Origin of the sequence: Kosakonia sp. N21 (assembly GCF_050587465.1) — a bacterium.
Classification (GTDB): Bacteria; Pseudomonadota; Gammaproteobacteria; order Enterobacterales; family Enterobacteriaceae.
Window position 1 is genome coordinate 341,957 of sequence record NZ_JBOBHR010000005.1, and the last position, 15,651, is coordinate 357,607.

At 52.2% G+C, this 15,651-nt stretch carries 15 protein-coding genes; 6 read left to right on the plus strand and 9 right to left on the minus strand.

What is annotated here, in order from left to right; translation table 11 throughout:
- Positions 1-51: 51 nt before the first annotated feature.
- The 5 genes from ACQ3G7_RS14790 to ACQ3G7_RS14810 are packed head-to-tail and all read right to left on the minus strand — an operon-like array spanning position 52 to position 4,809.
- Positions 52-735: an ABC transporter substrate-binding protein gene (locus ACQ3G7_RS14790; RefSeq protein ID WP_430890380.1), complete on the minus strand. Its 684-nt coding sequence runs from the start codon at positions 733-735 to the stop codon at positions 52-54.
- Positions 719-2,101: an MFS transporter gene (locus ACQ3G7_RS14795; RefSeq protein WP_430890381.1), complete on the minus strand. Its 1,383-nt coding sequence runs from the start codon at positions 2,099-2,101 to the stop codon at positions 719-721. Before ACQ3G7_RS14795 ends, ACQ3G7_RS14790 begins: the two co-directional genes overlap by 17 nt.
- Positions 2,102-2,122: 21 nt before the next feature.
- A complete protein-coding gene (locus ACQ3G7_RS14800; RefSeq protein ID WP_430890382.1) occupies positions 2,123-2,998 on the minus strand; it encodes an amidohydrolase family protein in 876 nt (291 codons plus the stop codon).
- Positions 2,999-3,037: 39 nt separating this feature from the next.
- A complete protein-coding gene (locus tag ACQ3G7_RS14805; protein WP_430890383.1) occupies positions 3,038-3,691 on the minus strand; it encodes an aspartate/glutamate racemase family protein in 654 nt (217 codons plus the stop codon).
- A 47-nt stretch (positions 3,692-3,738) separates the two neighbouring features.
- Positions 3,739-4,809 carry an isocitrate/isopropylmalate dehydrogenase family protein gene (locus ACQ3G7_RS14810; RefSeq protein ID WP_430890384.1) on the minus strand — a complete coding sequence of 357 codons (1,071 nt, stop codon included), beginning with the start codon at positions 4,807-4,809 and terminating at the stop codon, positions 3,739-3,741.
- Between the two features lie 319 nt (positions 4,810-5,128).
- On the opposite strand from ACQ3G7_RS14810, the gene otnK reads away from it, so the two are divergent.
- The 3 genes from otnK (at position 5,129) to ACQ3G7_RS14825 (ending at position 8,415) form a co-directional block, all read left to right on the plus strand.
- On the plus strand, positions 5,129-6,385 hold the full coding sequence (gene otnK / locus ACQ3G7_RS14815; protein ID WP_430890385.1) for a 3-oxo-tetronate kinase: 1,257 nt from the start codon (positions 5,129-5,131) through the stop codon (positions 6,383-6,385).
- Entirely contained in the window at positions 6,382-7,020 is a 639-nt protein-coding gene (otnC, locus tag ACQ3G7_RS14820) for a 3-oxo-tetronate 4-phosphate decarboxylase (RefSeq protein ID WP_430890386.1), read from the plus strand. Before otnK ends, otnC begins: the two co-directional genes overlap by 4 nt.
- A 93-nt stretch (positions 7,021-7,113) precedes the next feature.
- A complete protein-coding gene (locus ACQ3G7_RS14825) occupies positions 7,114-8,415 on the plus strand; it encodes an SLC13 family permease (RefSeq protein WP_430890387.1) in 1,302 nt (433 codons plus the stop codon).
- 47 nt (positions 8,416-8,462) lie between these two features.
- Here ACQ3G7_RS14825 and ACQ3G7_RS14830 read toward each other — a convergent pair whose 3' ends face one another.
- Positions 8,463-8,738: a YeaC family protein gene (locus ACQ3G7_RS14830; RefSeq protein ID WP_430890388.1), complete on the minus strand. Its 276-nt coding sequence runs from the start codon at positions 8,736-8,738 to the stop codon at positions 8,463-8,465.
- Between the two features lie 39 nt (positions 8,739-8,777).
- On the minus strand, positions 8,778-9,191 hold the full coding sequence (gene msrB, locus ACQ3G7_RS14835) for a peptide-methionine (R)-S-oxide reductase MsrB (RefSeq protein ID WP_263097037.1): 414 nt from the start codon (positions 9,189-9,191) through the stop codon (positions 8,778-8,780).
- Between the two features lie 342 nt (positions 9,192-9,533).
- Between msrB and gapA the strand changes: the two genes are divergently transcribed.
- Positions 9,534-10,529 (plus strand): glyceraldehyde-3-phosphate dehydrogenase, encoded by a 996-nt coding sequence (gene gapA, locus ACQ3G7_RS14840; RefSeq protein ID WP_263097038.1) that lies wholly within the window; start codon positions 9,534-9,536, stop codon positions 10,527-10,529.
- Positions 10,530-10,604: 75 nt separating this feature from the next.
- Positions 10,605-11,489, plus strand: coding sequence for a D-hexose-6-phosphate mutarotase (locus ACQ3G7_RS14845; protein ID WP_430890389.1), 885 nt, complete (start codon positions 10,605-10,607; stop codon positions 11,487-11,489).
- A gap of 43 nt (positions 11,490-11,532) precedes the next feature.
- On the opposite strand, the gene ACQ3G7_RS14850 is transcribed toward ACQ3G7_RS14845, so the two are convergent.
- Complete coding sequence (locus tag ACQ3G7_RS14850) at positions 11,533-12,390, minus strand: aldo/keto reductase (RefSeq protein ID WP_430890390.1); 858 nt, start codon at positions 12,388-12,390, stop codon at positions 11,533-11,535.
- Between the two features lie 91 nt (positions 12,391-12,481).
- Entirely contained in the window at positions 12,482-13,228 is a 747-nt protein-coding gene (locus tag ACQ3G7_RS14855; protein WP_430890391.1) for a MipA/OmpV family protein, read from the minus strand.
- Between the two features lie 431 nt (positions 13,229-13,659).
- Between ACQ3G7_RS14855 and yeaG the strand changes: the two genes are divergently transcribed.
- Positions 13,660-15,594: a protein kinase YeaG gene (gene yeaG / locus ACQ3G7_RS14860; protein ID WP_061495010.1), complete on the plus strand. Its 1,935-nt coding sequence runs from the start codon at positions 13,660-13,662 to the stop codon at positions 15,592-15,594.
- Positions 15,595-15,651: the final 57 nt, after the last annotated feature.

Genomic DNA, 15,651 nt, shown 5'->3' on the forward strand with positions numbered 1-15,651 from the left:
ATTACGCATTCGACAAGGCAGCGTTCGTCGTTCACGAACGCTGCCAGCCGGTTAACGTAAGGCAATATGCTCAGCAATGATGTGCTGTAGCGAACCGTCTTGTCGCCACTCCGCCAGCCACGCGCCAAGGAATGGAAATGACGCAATGTGCTGTTTCGCCACGCAAATCGCCTGCTGTATTTCGGTAAAGTTATCCGCTAATACCCGGTAGCCGGCGGTTTCCCTGGCTGCTTTTTCCAGCGGTTGGCGTATTCCTGCCGCCATATCGCCTTCGCCTTGCAGAAAGTGGTCGATCGCCTCCTGCGATGACGGTAGCCGGTTGAGGGTCGCGTGTTGCAAATTACGCGAAAGCCAGAGATCGTAAGCGGCGTTTTTGCCGACGTTGATCACCACGCCCGGCTGATCCATCCCGGCGACACTGTGCAGCGAATTCCCCTCCTTCACCAACAGCGTTCCCTGAATAGTGATGTACGGCGTAGTGAAATACAGTTGCTCCGCACGTTTGGGATCGATAGCCAAAAAAGCGATATCCCAACGGTCACTGGCAGCATCCTCCACCACCTTGCCCGCCGCCGGATAGGTTACCCACTGGGGCACGCGGTGCAGGCGGGCGGCTATTTTTTTGGCGAGTTCAACGGTAATGCCCCCCGGTTCACCCTGCTCTGTTGTGGTAGCCAGTACCGCATTGCCGAGGTTAATGGCGAAACGTACGGGTAAATCAGCTTCTGCTGGCATCAGGTTCTCCTGTTATTGCCGCGTTTTCGGTTTGCTCGCCGGGAAAGTGCAGACGCTGAATTTTCCCGGCTACAAAAAGATAGCAACACAAGTTAAGGAATGCGCAGATGCCAACGAAAATGAGCGCCCCGTTAAACGAACCGGTGTCTTTGATGATGTAAGCGATGATGATAGGCGTAAAAATGCCGGAAATATTGCCAATCATATTAAACAGCCCGCCACTTAACCCCACGGCTTCTTTAGGCGAGAAGTCGGAGACCACACACCAGCCCATCGCGCCAAAACCTTTGCCAAAAAACGCCAGCGACATAATGGCGACCACTATCCAGGCCGAATCCACGTAGTTGCAAATCACCATGCTGACGGCCAGCAACATGCCAATGACAATCGGGGTTTTGCGTGCAGCGGATAAGCTGAACCCGGACTTGAGCATATAATCAGACAGCACCCCGCCCAGTAACGCGCCAGCGCATCCGCACAGCGCGGGTAAAGAGGCGACAAAACCGGCTTTCAGGATTGTCATACCGCGATCGTGAACGAGATAAACCGGGAACCAGGTCAGGAAAAAGTACGACAACACGGTGAAGAAAAATTGCCCCATATACACCCCCAACGCCAGTCGGTTGGTGAGCAGTTTGCGGGTATACCCTTTCGCGGATTTGTCATTTTTCTGCGTGACTTTCATATTCGTCAGGCCACCGCCGCTCTGAATATATTCAAGCTCTGCGCTGTTCACCAACGGGTGGACTTTAGGGGTATCCGCCAGCGCTTTATTCATGACCAGCGAGACGATGATGCCCAATCCGCCCATAAACCAGAACACCGACTCCCAGCCATAGTGATAAGAGAACCACCCCATTGTGGGTAAGAACACCACCAACGCAAAGTATTGCGCCGCCGTGGTGAACCCCGATGCTTTGCCGCGCTCTTTGGCCGGGAACCAGGCGGCAAGAAAACGGGAGTTGGCCGGCAAGGTGGGCGCTTCAATTAAGCCCATCATAAAAATGAAGCCAAACATCAAAATGCGCGTCACCCAGACGTTTTCAAACGAGGAACTAAAGCCGACAAGAAACACAAATGCTGACCAGGTAAAGACCCCGGTCACCAGGACCTTTTTAGAACCAAACCGATCCAGCAACCACCCGCCCGGATATTGCCCCAGCACGTAGGCCCAGGTAAATGTTGAAATAAGATAACCCAGGGCAATAATATCCAGCCCTGCAGATTTCACCATGTCCGTACCGGCAATAGAAAACGTTGCACGGTCGCCATGGTTCAGCGCGATACTAAAAAACACCATCAGTAAAATAACGTACCGATAGTGCGACGGTTTATTTTGTGAGGTCTCAGAGTTTGCTCTTTTCATTTATATTGGCCTTATGCAAAGCTAATTAAACCGATAGAATTCTTCAGCATTGGCAACGAATAACCGGTGCCGACAATACGCATTAGCCGCCCATTCATTAATTCTTGTCAGAATAAGCGCATCATCCGGCATGGCTTTGTTTGCTGAAGTGAGATTCGGGTGCGGCCAGTCACTGCCATACAGCACGCGTTCTGTGGCTTCGGATAAAAAAGCCTGCATGACCGCTGACATATCGCCGACATCCGCGACATTGGACTGATGGTAAAGCGCGGAGAGCTTCACCCAACAGTTGCCCTTATTGATTAATTCCCATGCAAAACGCCATGCCGGATGCGTTAACGGGTTGGGTTGCGGTAAGCGAAAGTAGTGATCAATCACGATTCTGTTAGGGATTTTCTCAATCAGCGGCTTTAACGCCAGCAAGACATCCGCTGGCGCATGCAACTGAATATGCCATCCCCGTTCTGCAACCCGATGCGCCAGCGGAAGCATCATTTCAGGCGTCGTGACCGCTTTTGCACCGAAATTAAAACGAATCCCCGTCACACCGGCGGCATCAAGCGTGTCCAGTTCGCTATCGCTCGTCGCAGTTGTAATCACCGCTTCACCACGCGCAGTCCCGCCGAGAACGCGTAAGGCCTCCAGTAAACACCGGTTATCATCGCCATAGGACGAGGGCTGAACGATAACGCTGCGTTGCAACCCGAGTCGTTGCCTGAAACACTGATAATCCGTCACGGTCGCCTCGGGTAGATTACGCGTATCGCCCGGCGCCCATGGAAAGCGATGGTCAAAAATATGGTGATGGCAGTCGCAGCTTTTTTCAGGCAATACGATGCCAACAGGATGTGAAATAACGGTATATTTCACCTCCGGTTGTTTATTTACGCTGTTCACAATGTGCCCTGTAAAAATAATGTCGCGCGATCGTTTTTATTATTTCAGCAACGACTTAAGTTTGTTGACCGCGGCTTGCGGGCTGCTTAATACCGGGCAGGAAACCGCAGACTGAACCTGCTCAAGCGCAATGGCCATGGAAAAGTGCGCCAGTAAAATCACATCCGCATCGCTGATTGTTGCGGCTTTCTCTGCCAGCAGACGGTTGTGTAAATCCGGGTTATTTTTTTCCAGGGCCTCACGCGCCCCGGCAAGCACAATACTGCGCAGCGTCGCGTGCGGATTGATGCGCGCGGCCATCCCGGCAAACTCGGCTTCCATGCCCGCCACGGCGGGGCCAAACGTCGCCAGCATGACAATACGGTTTCCCGTCTTCAGCGCTTGCTCAAACATGGCGTCGTTTGGCTTGAGAACCGGAATGGACTGCCCTGCGGCGCTGGCGTCGATCGCTTCGCCAAATGCAGAGCAGGTAAACAGAATGGCGCATGCGCCCATCGACTGACTGTATTCCACTAAATCGTCAATACGCTGGTATAACCGCGCATCCAGTTTTTCGACACGGCGGCGATCGACAGACAGGGCGTCATCCAGCAAATTGCTGACCGATGCCTCCGGCCATTGGTGGGCAAAAGCATCGGCAATCGGCCCCATTGCCAGGGGAGTTGCATGGACCAGCACAATACGCTGCTGCATCAGGATATCCTTAAAAAAGGCGCCATCCACGGATGGCGCCATGAACATCAGGCGCGGATTGCCGCCGCCACTTTCTCAGAGAAGGCTTTTGTGCCGCACTTGCCGCCCAGGTCAGGGGTACGGTTTTCCGGATTTTCGAGCACGTCATCCACCGCACGGCTGATCTCTTCTGCGGCTTTCAGGAACTGAGGTTGATGGTGTTTTTCCGCATACCATTGCAGCATCATCGCCACCGACAGGATCATGGAAACCGGGTTGGCCTTGTCGAGATTCTGAATGTCCGGTGCCGAACCGTGCTGAGCCTGCGCGCAACAGTGGGTATCGCTGGCCATGATCGAACCCGCCAGTCCCAGGCTGCCGGAGAGTTCGCTGGCAAGGTCGCTGATGATGTCGCCATAAAAGTTGGTGGCGACCAGCACGTCAAAACGTTCAGGATTACGCACCAGATGCGCGGTGGATGCATCCACCAGCAGATCGTCCAACTCCACTTCCGGGAACGCTTTGGCAACGTTGCGCACGCACTCAAGGAACAGTCCGTCGGTCATATGGAAGCTGTTCGCTTTGTGGATCGCTGTCACTTTTTTACGGCGCTGCATCGCCAGCTCAAATGCCTTGCGGGCAATACGCTCAGAACAGTGGCGCGTGATTTTACGCGTGGAGAGCGCCATGTCCGGGCTTGGCATCACCTCCCCCCAACCGCGCGTCATATTGCGGTCCGGGTAAAAGCCCTCGGTCGCCTCACGCATGATCACCAAATCCATCGACTTTCCTTCTTTCATGTTGGAAGGCAGGAAAGCGCGCGTGCGGGCCGGGCGAACGTTGGCGTAAAGATCAAGCCCGATGCGGAACCCGGCGGAAACGTTACGTCCCCCTTTTTCCGGCGCGGGATAATCGGCATGCGACTGCGTGCCCAGAATGATCCCATCGTAGGTTTTCGCTTTTTCAAGCGTCTCATCGCGTAGTGTGGTGCCGAACTTTTCCAGGCTCCTGAAGCCCACGTCATCATAATCAAAGGTAAACCCAAGGCCGCGTGCAGCATCCAGCGCCTTCAGCACCGTTACTGCGGAAGAGGTAATTTCCGGACCGATCCCATCACAAGGTAAAACCAAAATACGCATACAAACTCCAGTCTGCTGGTTAACTATTGATTGCATTTTTATATCAATAAATGCATTAACAGCAAATTGATGAAGATCACATTTTTAACACATCAACCTGTCGCCCCTGGATTTCCCCCCTCCGCCACACCGCCCTTCCATTTGTGTATTAACAGATATGACATTGCGGTAAGACGCGGAAAAGTTAGATAAAAGTTAAATACAGTCCTTCAATCGCAAGACTTTTTGTGATCTAAAACACATTTCAACTTATGAATATATTGCACTTATTATTCAATAAAAGCAGTATTGAGGTAAATTTCATCACCGGAAAAATGACATGATAAAGCTGGGCGTCATCGCAGATGACTTTACAGGAGCAACAGACATCGCCAGTTTTATGGCGGAAGCGGGTTGGCAGGTCATTCTGTTTAATGGCGTGCCGGCGGGAACCGTTCAGCCTGAAGAGGCCGACGCGATTGTTATCGCCTTAAAAAGCCGTTCTATTGCGCCAGAACAGGCGATCGAACAGGCCGTCGGGGCGGGAAAATGGTTACTGGAAACAGGCTGTCAACGGCTGTTTTTCAAATACTGTTCGACCTTTGATTCGACCGTAAACGGCAACATCGGACCGGTTACGGATGCGCTGATGAAACTCGTCAATGCCTCAATGACCGTCCTGTGCCCGGCCGTACCGGATAACGGGCGCACGATTGTGCATGGTCACTTGTTTGTTAAAGGCCAGCTACTGAACCAGAGCGGCATGGAGCACCATCCGGTGACGCCGATGGTGAAATCCTCCATTAAGACGCTAATGGAAGAGCAATCCGCCGGGCTGTGCGGCATTGTTCATCTGGATACCGTCAAAAACGCACCTGAAAATATTGCCCATCAACTGGAGCAACTGGCGTTCAACAAAAATAAGTACGTGGTTTTCGATGTTCTGGATAATCAGGATTTGTTGGTCGTCGCGCAAAAAACCCGTCATTTCCGGCTGGTCACCGGCGCTGCCGGGTTAGGCAACGCCATCGCCCGACTGGATGTGAGCGATCATCCGGTTAAGCAGAATGCGTTACCGGTACCGAAAACAGGCAAGGCAGTCATTCTGTCTGGCAGTTGTTCCTCCATGACCAATCAACAGGTCAATTTCTACTCGCAGCACGCAGATGCGCTGGCGCTGGACATTGAAAAGATCGTTAAAGACGAAGGCTATCTGCAGTTGGTCGCCGGGTGGGCTATCCGACATGCCGACAAGGGTTATGCGCCGTTGATCTACGCCACGCAACCACCACAGCTGATTGAGGTGATTCAGAAACACTATGGTGCCGCGCAGGTCAGCGAAAAAATTGAAGGTTTCTTTTCGCAGCTGGCGGACAGACTGCACCAGGAGGGATTCAGCAAATTTATCGTCGCCGGCGGCGAAACGTCCGGTGCGGTGACGCAGGGGCTTCACCTTACCGGAATGGTGATTGGTCATGCGGTTGCGCCAGGAGTGCCGTGGACAAAAAGCCGGGATGGCGATCTCTGGATCATTCTTAAATCCGGTAATTTCGGCACACCTGATTTTTTCTTAAAAGCTCAGGAGAGTTTTCAATGAGTGAGTATCAATTACGTAATGATTTAGTCCGTTACGCGCGCTCCCTGTATGCGCGTGGGTATAGCAGCGGTGGTGCGGGCAATATCAGCCTGAAACTGCCCGATGGGAACATATTGGCAACGCCGACCAATTCAAGTTTTGGCGACCTGGATGCAGACCAGTTGAGCAAGGTCACGATGACCGGGGAACTCATTTCCGGGCAGAAAGCGTCAAAAGAGATGTTAATGCATCTGGCGATGTACCGCCAGCGCCCCACTTGCGGGGGTATTGTGCATCTGCACTCGCCCTGGCTCACCGCATTGTCCTGCCTGAGCGATCTGAATGATGAAAACGCGCTACCGCCTATTACGCCGTATTATGTTATGCGCGTGGGGAAATTACCGGTGATCCCTTATATTCGCCCGGGTTCGCCCAAAATTGCCGACGAGGTAGAAAGATTAGCTGGCGAACATAACGCCATGTTACTGGCGAATCACGGGCCTATTATTTCCGGGAAAGATATTCGTGAAGCCTGTTTTAATGCTGAGGAACTGGAGGAAACAGCAAAACTCTATTTTATACTGAAACCACACGGCATGCGTACGCTTAGCGATGATAACGTTGCCGAACTTAATGCAACATTTGCGATGAAATAATCGCCCACTTTTAAAAAAAATAAACCAGAAAGTCTGCGTGCTAAGCCGCGCAGACCCGTACTCTACAATTCTAAAAACAGACAGGACAATAATATGTCTCTTATGCTTATCGTCGGCATTGTGATGTTCGGCGTTTTGACCTGGTGTTTATTAAAGAACACATTTCCTCCGGCCGTCCTTTTTATTATTCTGCCGACCCTTGCGGCAGTCGTATGCGGGTTCGGTTTTAAGGCGCTAAGTGAATACGTTGCCAGCGGCCTGAAGTCGGTGGTTGGCACTGCAACGCTGGTTGCTTTCAGCGCCATGTTCTTTACCCTGATGAAAGAAGCCGGGGTATTTGATGTTATTGTGCGATTCATTCTGCGCTTTGTCTCTGAATCCGTTTTTTCAGTATTGCTCGCAACGCTGATTATTTCCTCTATTTGTAGCCTTGATGGCAACGCTTATGCGACCCTGTTAGTAACGGTGCCTGCGCTGCTGCCGATCTATGAAAAGATGAACATCAGTAAAAAAACGCTGCTGCTGCTCATTACCGTTGGCGTCGGCGTGACCGGCATTACGCCATGGGGCGGTTCGTTAAATCGCGCAATCGCCGTGACCCATCTGAATATACTGGATGTGTATTACAATCTGCTGCCATTACAGGGGGTGTTATTCTTGCTGGGGGTGGTTTTATGTTGGTATATGGCAAAAGTGGAGGTCAAAAATAACGCGGGCATCGATCATGCGGCCTTCCTTGCGTTGCGCAATGATTTTCTGCTTAGTAAGAAAATACAGAATAAGTGGTTACTGCGCTTTAATTTCTCACTGGTGATCGCCACTATCGTAATACTTGTCGGTGGGTGGGTAGCGGGAAATTATCTGTTTATGATTGCCTTTTCGATTGCGACGGTGATTAATTTCCCGAACCCCAAAGATGCACAGCAAAAAATTAAAGATTACGCCCTCACTGTTTTCCCGATTATTGTTATCTTCCTGACCATTGGCGTGTTTGTGGGGATCTTACAAAATACCGGCATTATTACCACGCTGGTCACGTCGATGGCTGCGGTATTACCCGCCAGCCTGGGGCCGTATCTCTACCTGATGCTGGCGGCGTTTAGCGTGCCAATCGTAATATTAATCGGCTCAGATGCCTTTTATTTTGCGCTACTGCCGCTTGCTGTTGGGCTGGGGGAGACATTTCATGTTTCACCGATGCATGTCACCATCGCCATGCTGATTACCGAACAGATTGGGTTGCTGCTGAGCCCGGTCATACCCGCCACACATCTGGGGCTCAATCTGTTGTCTCTGCGGGTAGATGAGCACATCAGACATTCTATCTTCAAAGTGTGGACATTAAGCGTACTGGCGCTTATCGCGGCGATCGCCACGGGGATCATTCCTGTTTAAGCGTTGGTTTTGCCCCGCCTGACCTTTCCTGGCGGGGCACAGTGCGGTTATGACTTAAACGTCGCTATCGGTTTTGGCGCAATGCCAAAATCTTCTTTCAGTTGCTGCTTGCTCTTCATCACCATCTGCCCGTTAGTATCGATAGTCATGTGCTGCGCATCGGTGTTATTTCGCGCCTGCCACAGCATCACCAGTTGCAAGCTGTTCTCTTTTTGCTCCGGCGTCAACGCGACGCCATCCGGCCATTTGCCTAATTCTACGGCGGTCACCAGACGCTGATAGATCTCCGGTGTCATACTGTTAACGATTTGATCAACACTCATCCTGTTTAACTCCAATGGAATAATCGCTGAATCGATTTTTCAACCGCGTGTCTGGTCTCCATTTTCCTCATCGGTGAAGCTCAACGACGCGGAGTTGACGCAATAACGCTCACCGGTAGGTTGTGGGCCGTCCGGGAACACATGCCCGAGATGCGCGTCACATTTCCCGCAGCGAATTTCCACCCGCTGCATACCGTGAGAATAATCGTTGATATAGCGGATGGCCTCTTCGCTCACCGGTTCGAAAAAGCTCGGCCAACCGCAGCCGGAATCGTATTTGGTCTGAGAATGAAACAGCGCGGCATCGCACACCAGACAGTGATACACGCCGTCGCGTTTGTTATGCAGCAGACGCCCGGTAAACGGCGGCTCAGTGCCGTGATTTTGCGTCACATAAAACTGCATTTCCGTCAGATCTTTTTTCAGGTCGTTTTCAGAAGAATTATTCGCCATTTGCTCACATCTCACGCTAAAAACTCGACAACTTTTCAGCCCAATTCTAACAAAACATTAACACTCAGGTGTTAACTTTTGTTCTAAACTTAGCAGTTGCGTTAAAGCAGCCGGGGAATTGTGAGTAGCTTCACATTTTTATCCTGTCTGACCTTTAAAATTCCGGGCGGCGTCCCCATGTGTGGACATGCTCAAAGGAAGAGTGAGGCGAGTCAGTCGAACAAAGGTTATGCGGAGGATTGATTTGTCGCAATGATTGACACGATTCCGCTTGACGCTGCGTAAGGTTTTTGTAATTTTACAGCCAACCTTTTATTCACTAACAAATAGCTGGTGGAATATATGACTATCAAAGTAGGTATCAACGGTTTTGGCCGTATCGGTCGCATTGTTTTCCGTGCTGCTCAGGAACGTTCTGACATCGAAATCGTTGGTATCAACGATCTGTTGGACGCTGAATACATGGCGTACATGCTGAAATATGACTCCACTCACGGCCGTTTCAACGGTACCGTAGAAGTGAAAGACGGCCACCTGGTTGTTAACGGCAAAACCATCCGTGTTACTGCTGAGAAAGACCCGGCTAACCTGAAATGGAACGAAATCGGTGTTGACGTTGTTGCTGAAGCGACCGGTATCTTCCTGACCGACGAAACTGCACGTAAACACATCACCGCTGGCGCGAAAAAAGTTGTTCTGACTGGCCCGTCCAAAGACAACACTCCGATGTTCGTACGCGGTGCTAACTTCGAAACTTACGCTGGCCAGGACATCGTTTCCAACGCATCCTGCACCACCAACTGCCTGGCTCCGCTGGCAAAAGTTATCAACGACAACTTCGGTATCATCGAAGGTCTGATGACCACTGTTCACGCGACCACTGCAACCCAGAAAACCGTTGACGGCCCGTCTCACAAAGACTGGCGCGGCGGCCGCGGCGCAGCACAGAACATCATCCCGTCCTCTACCGGTGCTGCTAAAGCAGTAGGTAAAGTACTGCCGGAACTGAACGGCAAACTGACTGGTATGGCGTTCCGCGTTCCGACTCCGAACGTATCCGTTGTTGACCTGACCGTTCGTCTGGAAAAAGCAGCGTCCTACGAAGAAATCAAGAAAGCCATCAAAGCCGCTTCTGAAGGCGCGATGAAAGGCGTTCTGGGTTACACCGAAGACGACGTTGTTTCTACCGATTTCAACGGCGAAATCTGCACTTCCGTGTTCGATGCTAAAGCGGGTATCGCACTGAACGACAACTTCGTGAAACTGGTTTCCTGGTACGACAACGAAACTGGCTACTCCAACAAAGTTCTGGACCTGATCGCTCACATCTCCAAATAAGTTGAGATGAGAACATGATCTGAAAGAGCGACTTCGGTCGCTCTTTTTTTGTTTTGAAGACAGAGGATTGCGTTAATGATTAATAAAATTTTTGCACTTCCGGTAGTCGAACAAATTACCCCCGTTCTTTCCCGCCGCAAAATGGACGACCTGGATGTGATCGTCGTCGACCATCCGCAGGTAAAAGGCTCCTTCGCCCTGCAGGGCGCGCATCTGCTCTCCTGGAAACCGCAAGGTGAAGAAGAAGTGTTGTGGCTGAGCGGCAATACCCCGTTTAAAAAAGGCGTCGCGCTGCGTGGCGGCGTGCCGGTATGCTGGCCATGGTTTGGCCCGGCAAAAGAGCAAGGACTGCCTGCACACGGTTTTGCGCGTAATCTGCCATGGGTGCTGAAGGCCCATAACGAAGACGCTGCTGGCGTGGTGCTGACATTTGAACTGCAAAGCAGCGATGCCTCTCGCAAATTCTGGCCGCATGACTTCACGCTGTATGCCCGTTATAAGCTGGGCGCAACCTGTGAAATGGAGCTGGAAGCCCACGGTGAATTTGAAACCACGTCGGCCCTGCATACCTATTTCAACGTTGGCGATATCGCGGCGGTGAAAGTCAGCGGGCTGGGCGATCGCTTGATTGATAAAGTGAATGACGCAAAAGAAGATGTGCTGGCCGACGGTGTACAGACGTTCCCGGACCGTACCGATCGCGTCTATCTGAACGCAGAGGCCTGCAGCGTGATTCATGACGATGCGCTGAATCGCAAGATTGAAGTGATCCACAGCCACAATGCCAACGTGGTGGCATGGAACCCGGGTCCGGCGCTTTCCGCCAGCATGACTGACATGCCGGATGACGGCTACAAGACCTTCGTGTGCGTGGAATCGGTCAATGCGACCGTACCGCAGAAAACCACCGAAGAGAAACCGTCCCGCCTGGCACAGACCATTCGCGTGGTTAAACGTTAATCACTGCGCTTACCCTCTCCCGGCGGAGAGGGTAAAAAACGCGTTACACCACATCCAGCGGCGTTTTACGGTTTGGCGCCGGGAAGGCGTTATCCAGTCGGGACAGATCATCCGGACTCAACGTAATGCCCAGCGCCGCCGCATTTTCTTCCACGTGCGCAACGCTTGCCGCTTTCGGAATGGCGATCACGCCCTGATGACTGATAACCCACGCCAGCAAAATTTGCGCCGCACTTGCGCCATGCGCCCGGGCAATATCCTGCACCACGCGGTTTTCCAGCAGGCCGTCCCGCAGACGTCCCGCCTGCGCCAGCGGGCAATATGCCATTACCGGCATCCCTTGTTGCTGGCACCACGGCAGCAGATCGTATTCAATACCGCGCGATCCCAAATGATATAGCACCTGATCGGTGGCGCACGCGCTCCCTCCGGTCACGCGGGAAAGCTCCTGCATATCGCCATAGTCAAGATTGGAGACGCCCCAGCGGCGAATTTTCCCCTGCTGCATCAGCGTTTCCATCACGTCGACGGTTTCAGCCAGTGAATAGTTACCGCGCCAGTGCAGCAGATAGAGATCGAGATAATCGGTCTTCAGACGGCGCAAGCTGGCTTCGCATGCGGCAATGGCTTTCTTGCCACCGGCATTCCACGGGTAGACTTTGGAAACCAGAAAGACCTTGTCGCGCAGGCCGCCCTGTAATGCGTCGCCAACCACCTCTTCCGCCCCGCCGTCAGCATACATTTCCGCCGTATCAATAAGCGTCAGTCCCCGTTCGACGCCCGCACGCAGTGCATCCGCCTCGGACTTGCGCAGCCGCGCATTTTCGCCCATATACCAGGTTCCCTGGCCCACGGCGGGAAGAGTAACCTGACCTGTAAACGTGACGTTTTTCTCTGCCATACCATCCTCCTGCGATAAACGCACCAGCGTAAAGCAAAACAGGGCCACAGGCCCTGTTTTGATGCACAGATTGCACTGTTAAAGTGCACAATCAGAAACGGTAGGTCACCCCTGTGGATAACAGCCCCGCCCAGGACTTATCCACCATCGGGCTGTCTTTGATTTCATCAGACAGATGCGTGTAGCGCCCGGTACCGTACACGCTCCAGCTATCAGAGAGCCGGTAGCTCACGCTCAGCTCCAGATAAGGGCTCCAGCCATTGTCCGGATCGTAGCTGTTCAGACCGCTACGGCGCGCTTCGGCGCGGGAAACGCCGTAGTAATATTCATTCTGTTTGTCGCTCGCCCACTCCACGCCAATACCCGGCGTTAACGTCAGGTCGCCATTGGTGTAGCGATAGAGCCATGCCGCATCCCAAATGATACCGTTGCTGTTATCCAGTGTATCGCCGGCAAGCGTCGTGCGCAGGAAGCCGTATGGCGTATTGTGGATATAAGAGAGCCCCGCCATGACCGTGGCTTTACGGCTGTCCAGCTGGCGCAATTGATTGTTATCGCTGTCTTTCGGCTTGAAGCGCCACGGGGAGTAAAACGCGGTGATGGAGAGTTTGTCGGCGTCGTCATTCCACAGGTAATAACCCCCGCCCAAACCACGGAACCAGAAATTATCACTCTCATAGGTGATAACGGGGACCGGGAGAACCTCTCTGTCGTACTGTTTATACGGGGATTCAACAACACCGACCCCCGCGCCAAGAGAAAAGGTATTTTCTGAGTTAGCCGCAAATGCGGTGCTTGCAGTCAGCACACCCAGTGCCAGGAGTTTGATTTTGGTCACAGTCCTTCCTTTCCGTAGTCAAATAATTGCGCGAGAAGTTTAACCGCGCTGCACATCGACCCCAAATTTTTTTACCTAATCATTACAAAACTAAACCCATTACTCTGCGGTCATTAAATGACAGGCAGCTTGCAATTATATGACCGGCATAAGACGCCGCCACTTGACGCTTATCTCAAAAGCAGTTTTTTTTGGATGAGTTATTGATATGTCATTGAAATTGTTTTTTGACGGCATGCAAGTTTTGCAAAGCCATCTACGCTTAATTTAAGAAGACGTTTTACCTGACACGCACCTGGTTAATGACTGGCAACCTGGCATAAGGGTTGCTGTATGACATTCAGCGTCGTTCAGTTAACGCTTCCGGGAGCCTCTACTACTCATATGAACGGCTCTTAACCTGTGCTAAAAAAACGAAAGGACGGCATGCCATGAATATATTCGATCACTATCGCCAGCGCTATGAAGCTGCCAAGGACGAAGAGTTCACACTGCAGGAGTTTCTTGCAATATGTAAGCAAGATCGCAGTGCCTATGCTAACGCGGCAGAGAGGCTATTGATGGCCATTGGTGAGCCAGTGATGGTTGACACTGCCCAGGAGCCACGGCTTTCCCGTCTCTTTTCGAACCGGGTCATTGGACGCTACCCGGCGTTTGAAGAGTTCTATGGAATGGAAGAAGCCATTGAACAGATCGTTTCTTACCTCAAGCATGCTGCACAGGGACTGGAAGAGAAGAAACAGATCCTTTATTTACTTGGCCCGGTGGGTGGGGGTAAATCGTCACTGGCTGAACGCCTGAAATCGCTGATGCAGCGTGTGCCCATTTACGTGCTGAGCGCAAATGGCGAGCGCAGCCCGGTCAACGACCATCCTCTGTGCCTGTTTAACCCCCAGGAAGACGCGCAGATCCTGGAAAAAGAGTACAACGTTCCACGGCGCTATCTCGGCACCATCATGTCGCCGTGGGCGGCAAAACGCCTGCATGACTTCGGTGGCGATATCAGTAAATTCCGGGTAGTTAAAGTATGGCCGTCGGTTCTGGAGCAGATAGCGATTGCGAAAACGGAACCCGGTGACGAAAACAACCAGGATATTTCGGCGCTGGTGGGTAAAGTGGACATCCGCAAACTGGAAAACCACGCGCAAAACGATCCTGATGCCTACGGTTACTCCGGCGCACTGTGCCGCGCCAACCAGGGGATCATGGAATTCGTCGAAATGTTTAAAGCGCCCATCAAGGTGCTGCACCCGCTGCTGACCGCCACGCAGGAGGGGAACTATAACGGGACCGAAGGGATTTCCGCCCTGCCCTTTAACGGCATCATTCTTGCCCACTCGAACGAATCAGAATGGGTGCAGTTCCGTAACAACAAAAACAATGAGGCGTTCCTCGACCGTGTTTACATCGTCAAAGTGCCTTATTGCCTGCGTATCTCGGAAGAGATCAAAATTTACGAAAAACTGCTTAATCACAGTGAGCTGTCCCACGCGCCTTGCGCGCCGGGCACTCTGGAAACACTGGCGCGCTTCTCGATTCTGTCGCGTTTGAAAGAGCCGGAAAACTCCAGCGTTTACTCAAAAATGCGCGTCTATGATGGTGAAAGCCTGAAAGACACCGACCCGAAAGCGAAGTCTTACCAGGAGTACCGCGACTACGCCGGGGTGGATGAAGGGATGAACGGTCTGTCGACGCGTTTCGCCTTTAAAATCCTCTCCCGCGTCTTCAACTTCGACCATGTTGAAGTGGCGGCGAACCCGGTGCACCTGTTCTATGTGCTGGAACAGCAAATCGAGCGCGAACAGTTCCCGCAAGAGCTGGCGGAACGTTACCTGGAGTTCCTGAAAGGCTATCTGATCCCGAAATACGCCGAGTTCATCGGCAAAGAGATCCAGACGGCGTACCTGGAGTCCTATTCCGAATACGGGCAGAACATCTTTGATCGTTATGTCACCTATGCGGACTTCTGGATCCAGGATCAGGAGTACCGCGATCCGGATACCGGTCAGCTCTTTGACCGTGAAGCACTGAACGCGGAACTGGAAAAAATCGAGAAGCCCGCCGGGATCAGCAACCCGAAAGACTTCCGTAATGAAATCGTCAACTTCGTGCTGCGCGCCCGTGCCAATAACAGCGGCCGCAACCCGAACTGGACCAGTTACGAAAAACTGCGCACGGTTATCGAGAAAAAAATGTTCTCGAACACCGAAGAGCTGTTGCCGGTGATTTCGTTCAACGCCAAAACCTCAACCGACGAGCAGAAAAAACATGACGACTTTGTCGATCGTATGATGGAGAAAGGCTACACCCGTAAGCAGGTTCGCCTGCTGTGCGAATGGTATCTGCGTGTACGTAAATCATCATAACAACGCACAGGCCGCGTCACGGGCGCGGCCTGGCAGCAAAGTTGGCATACGCAGCGG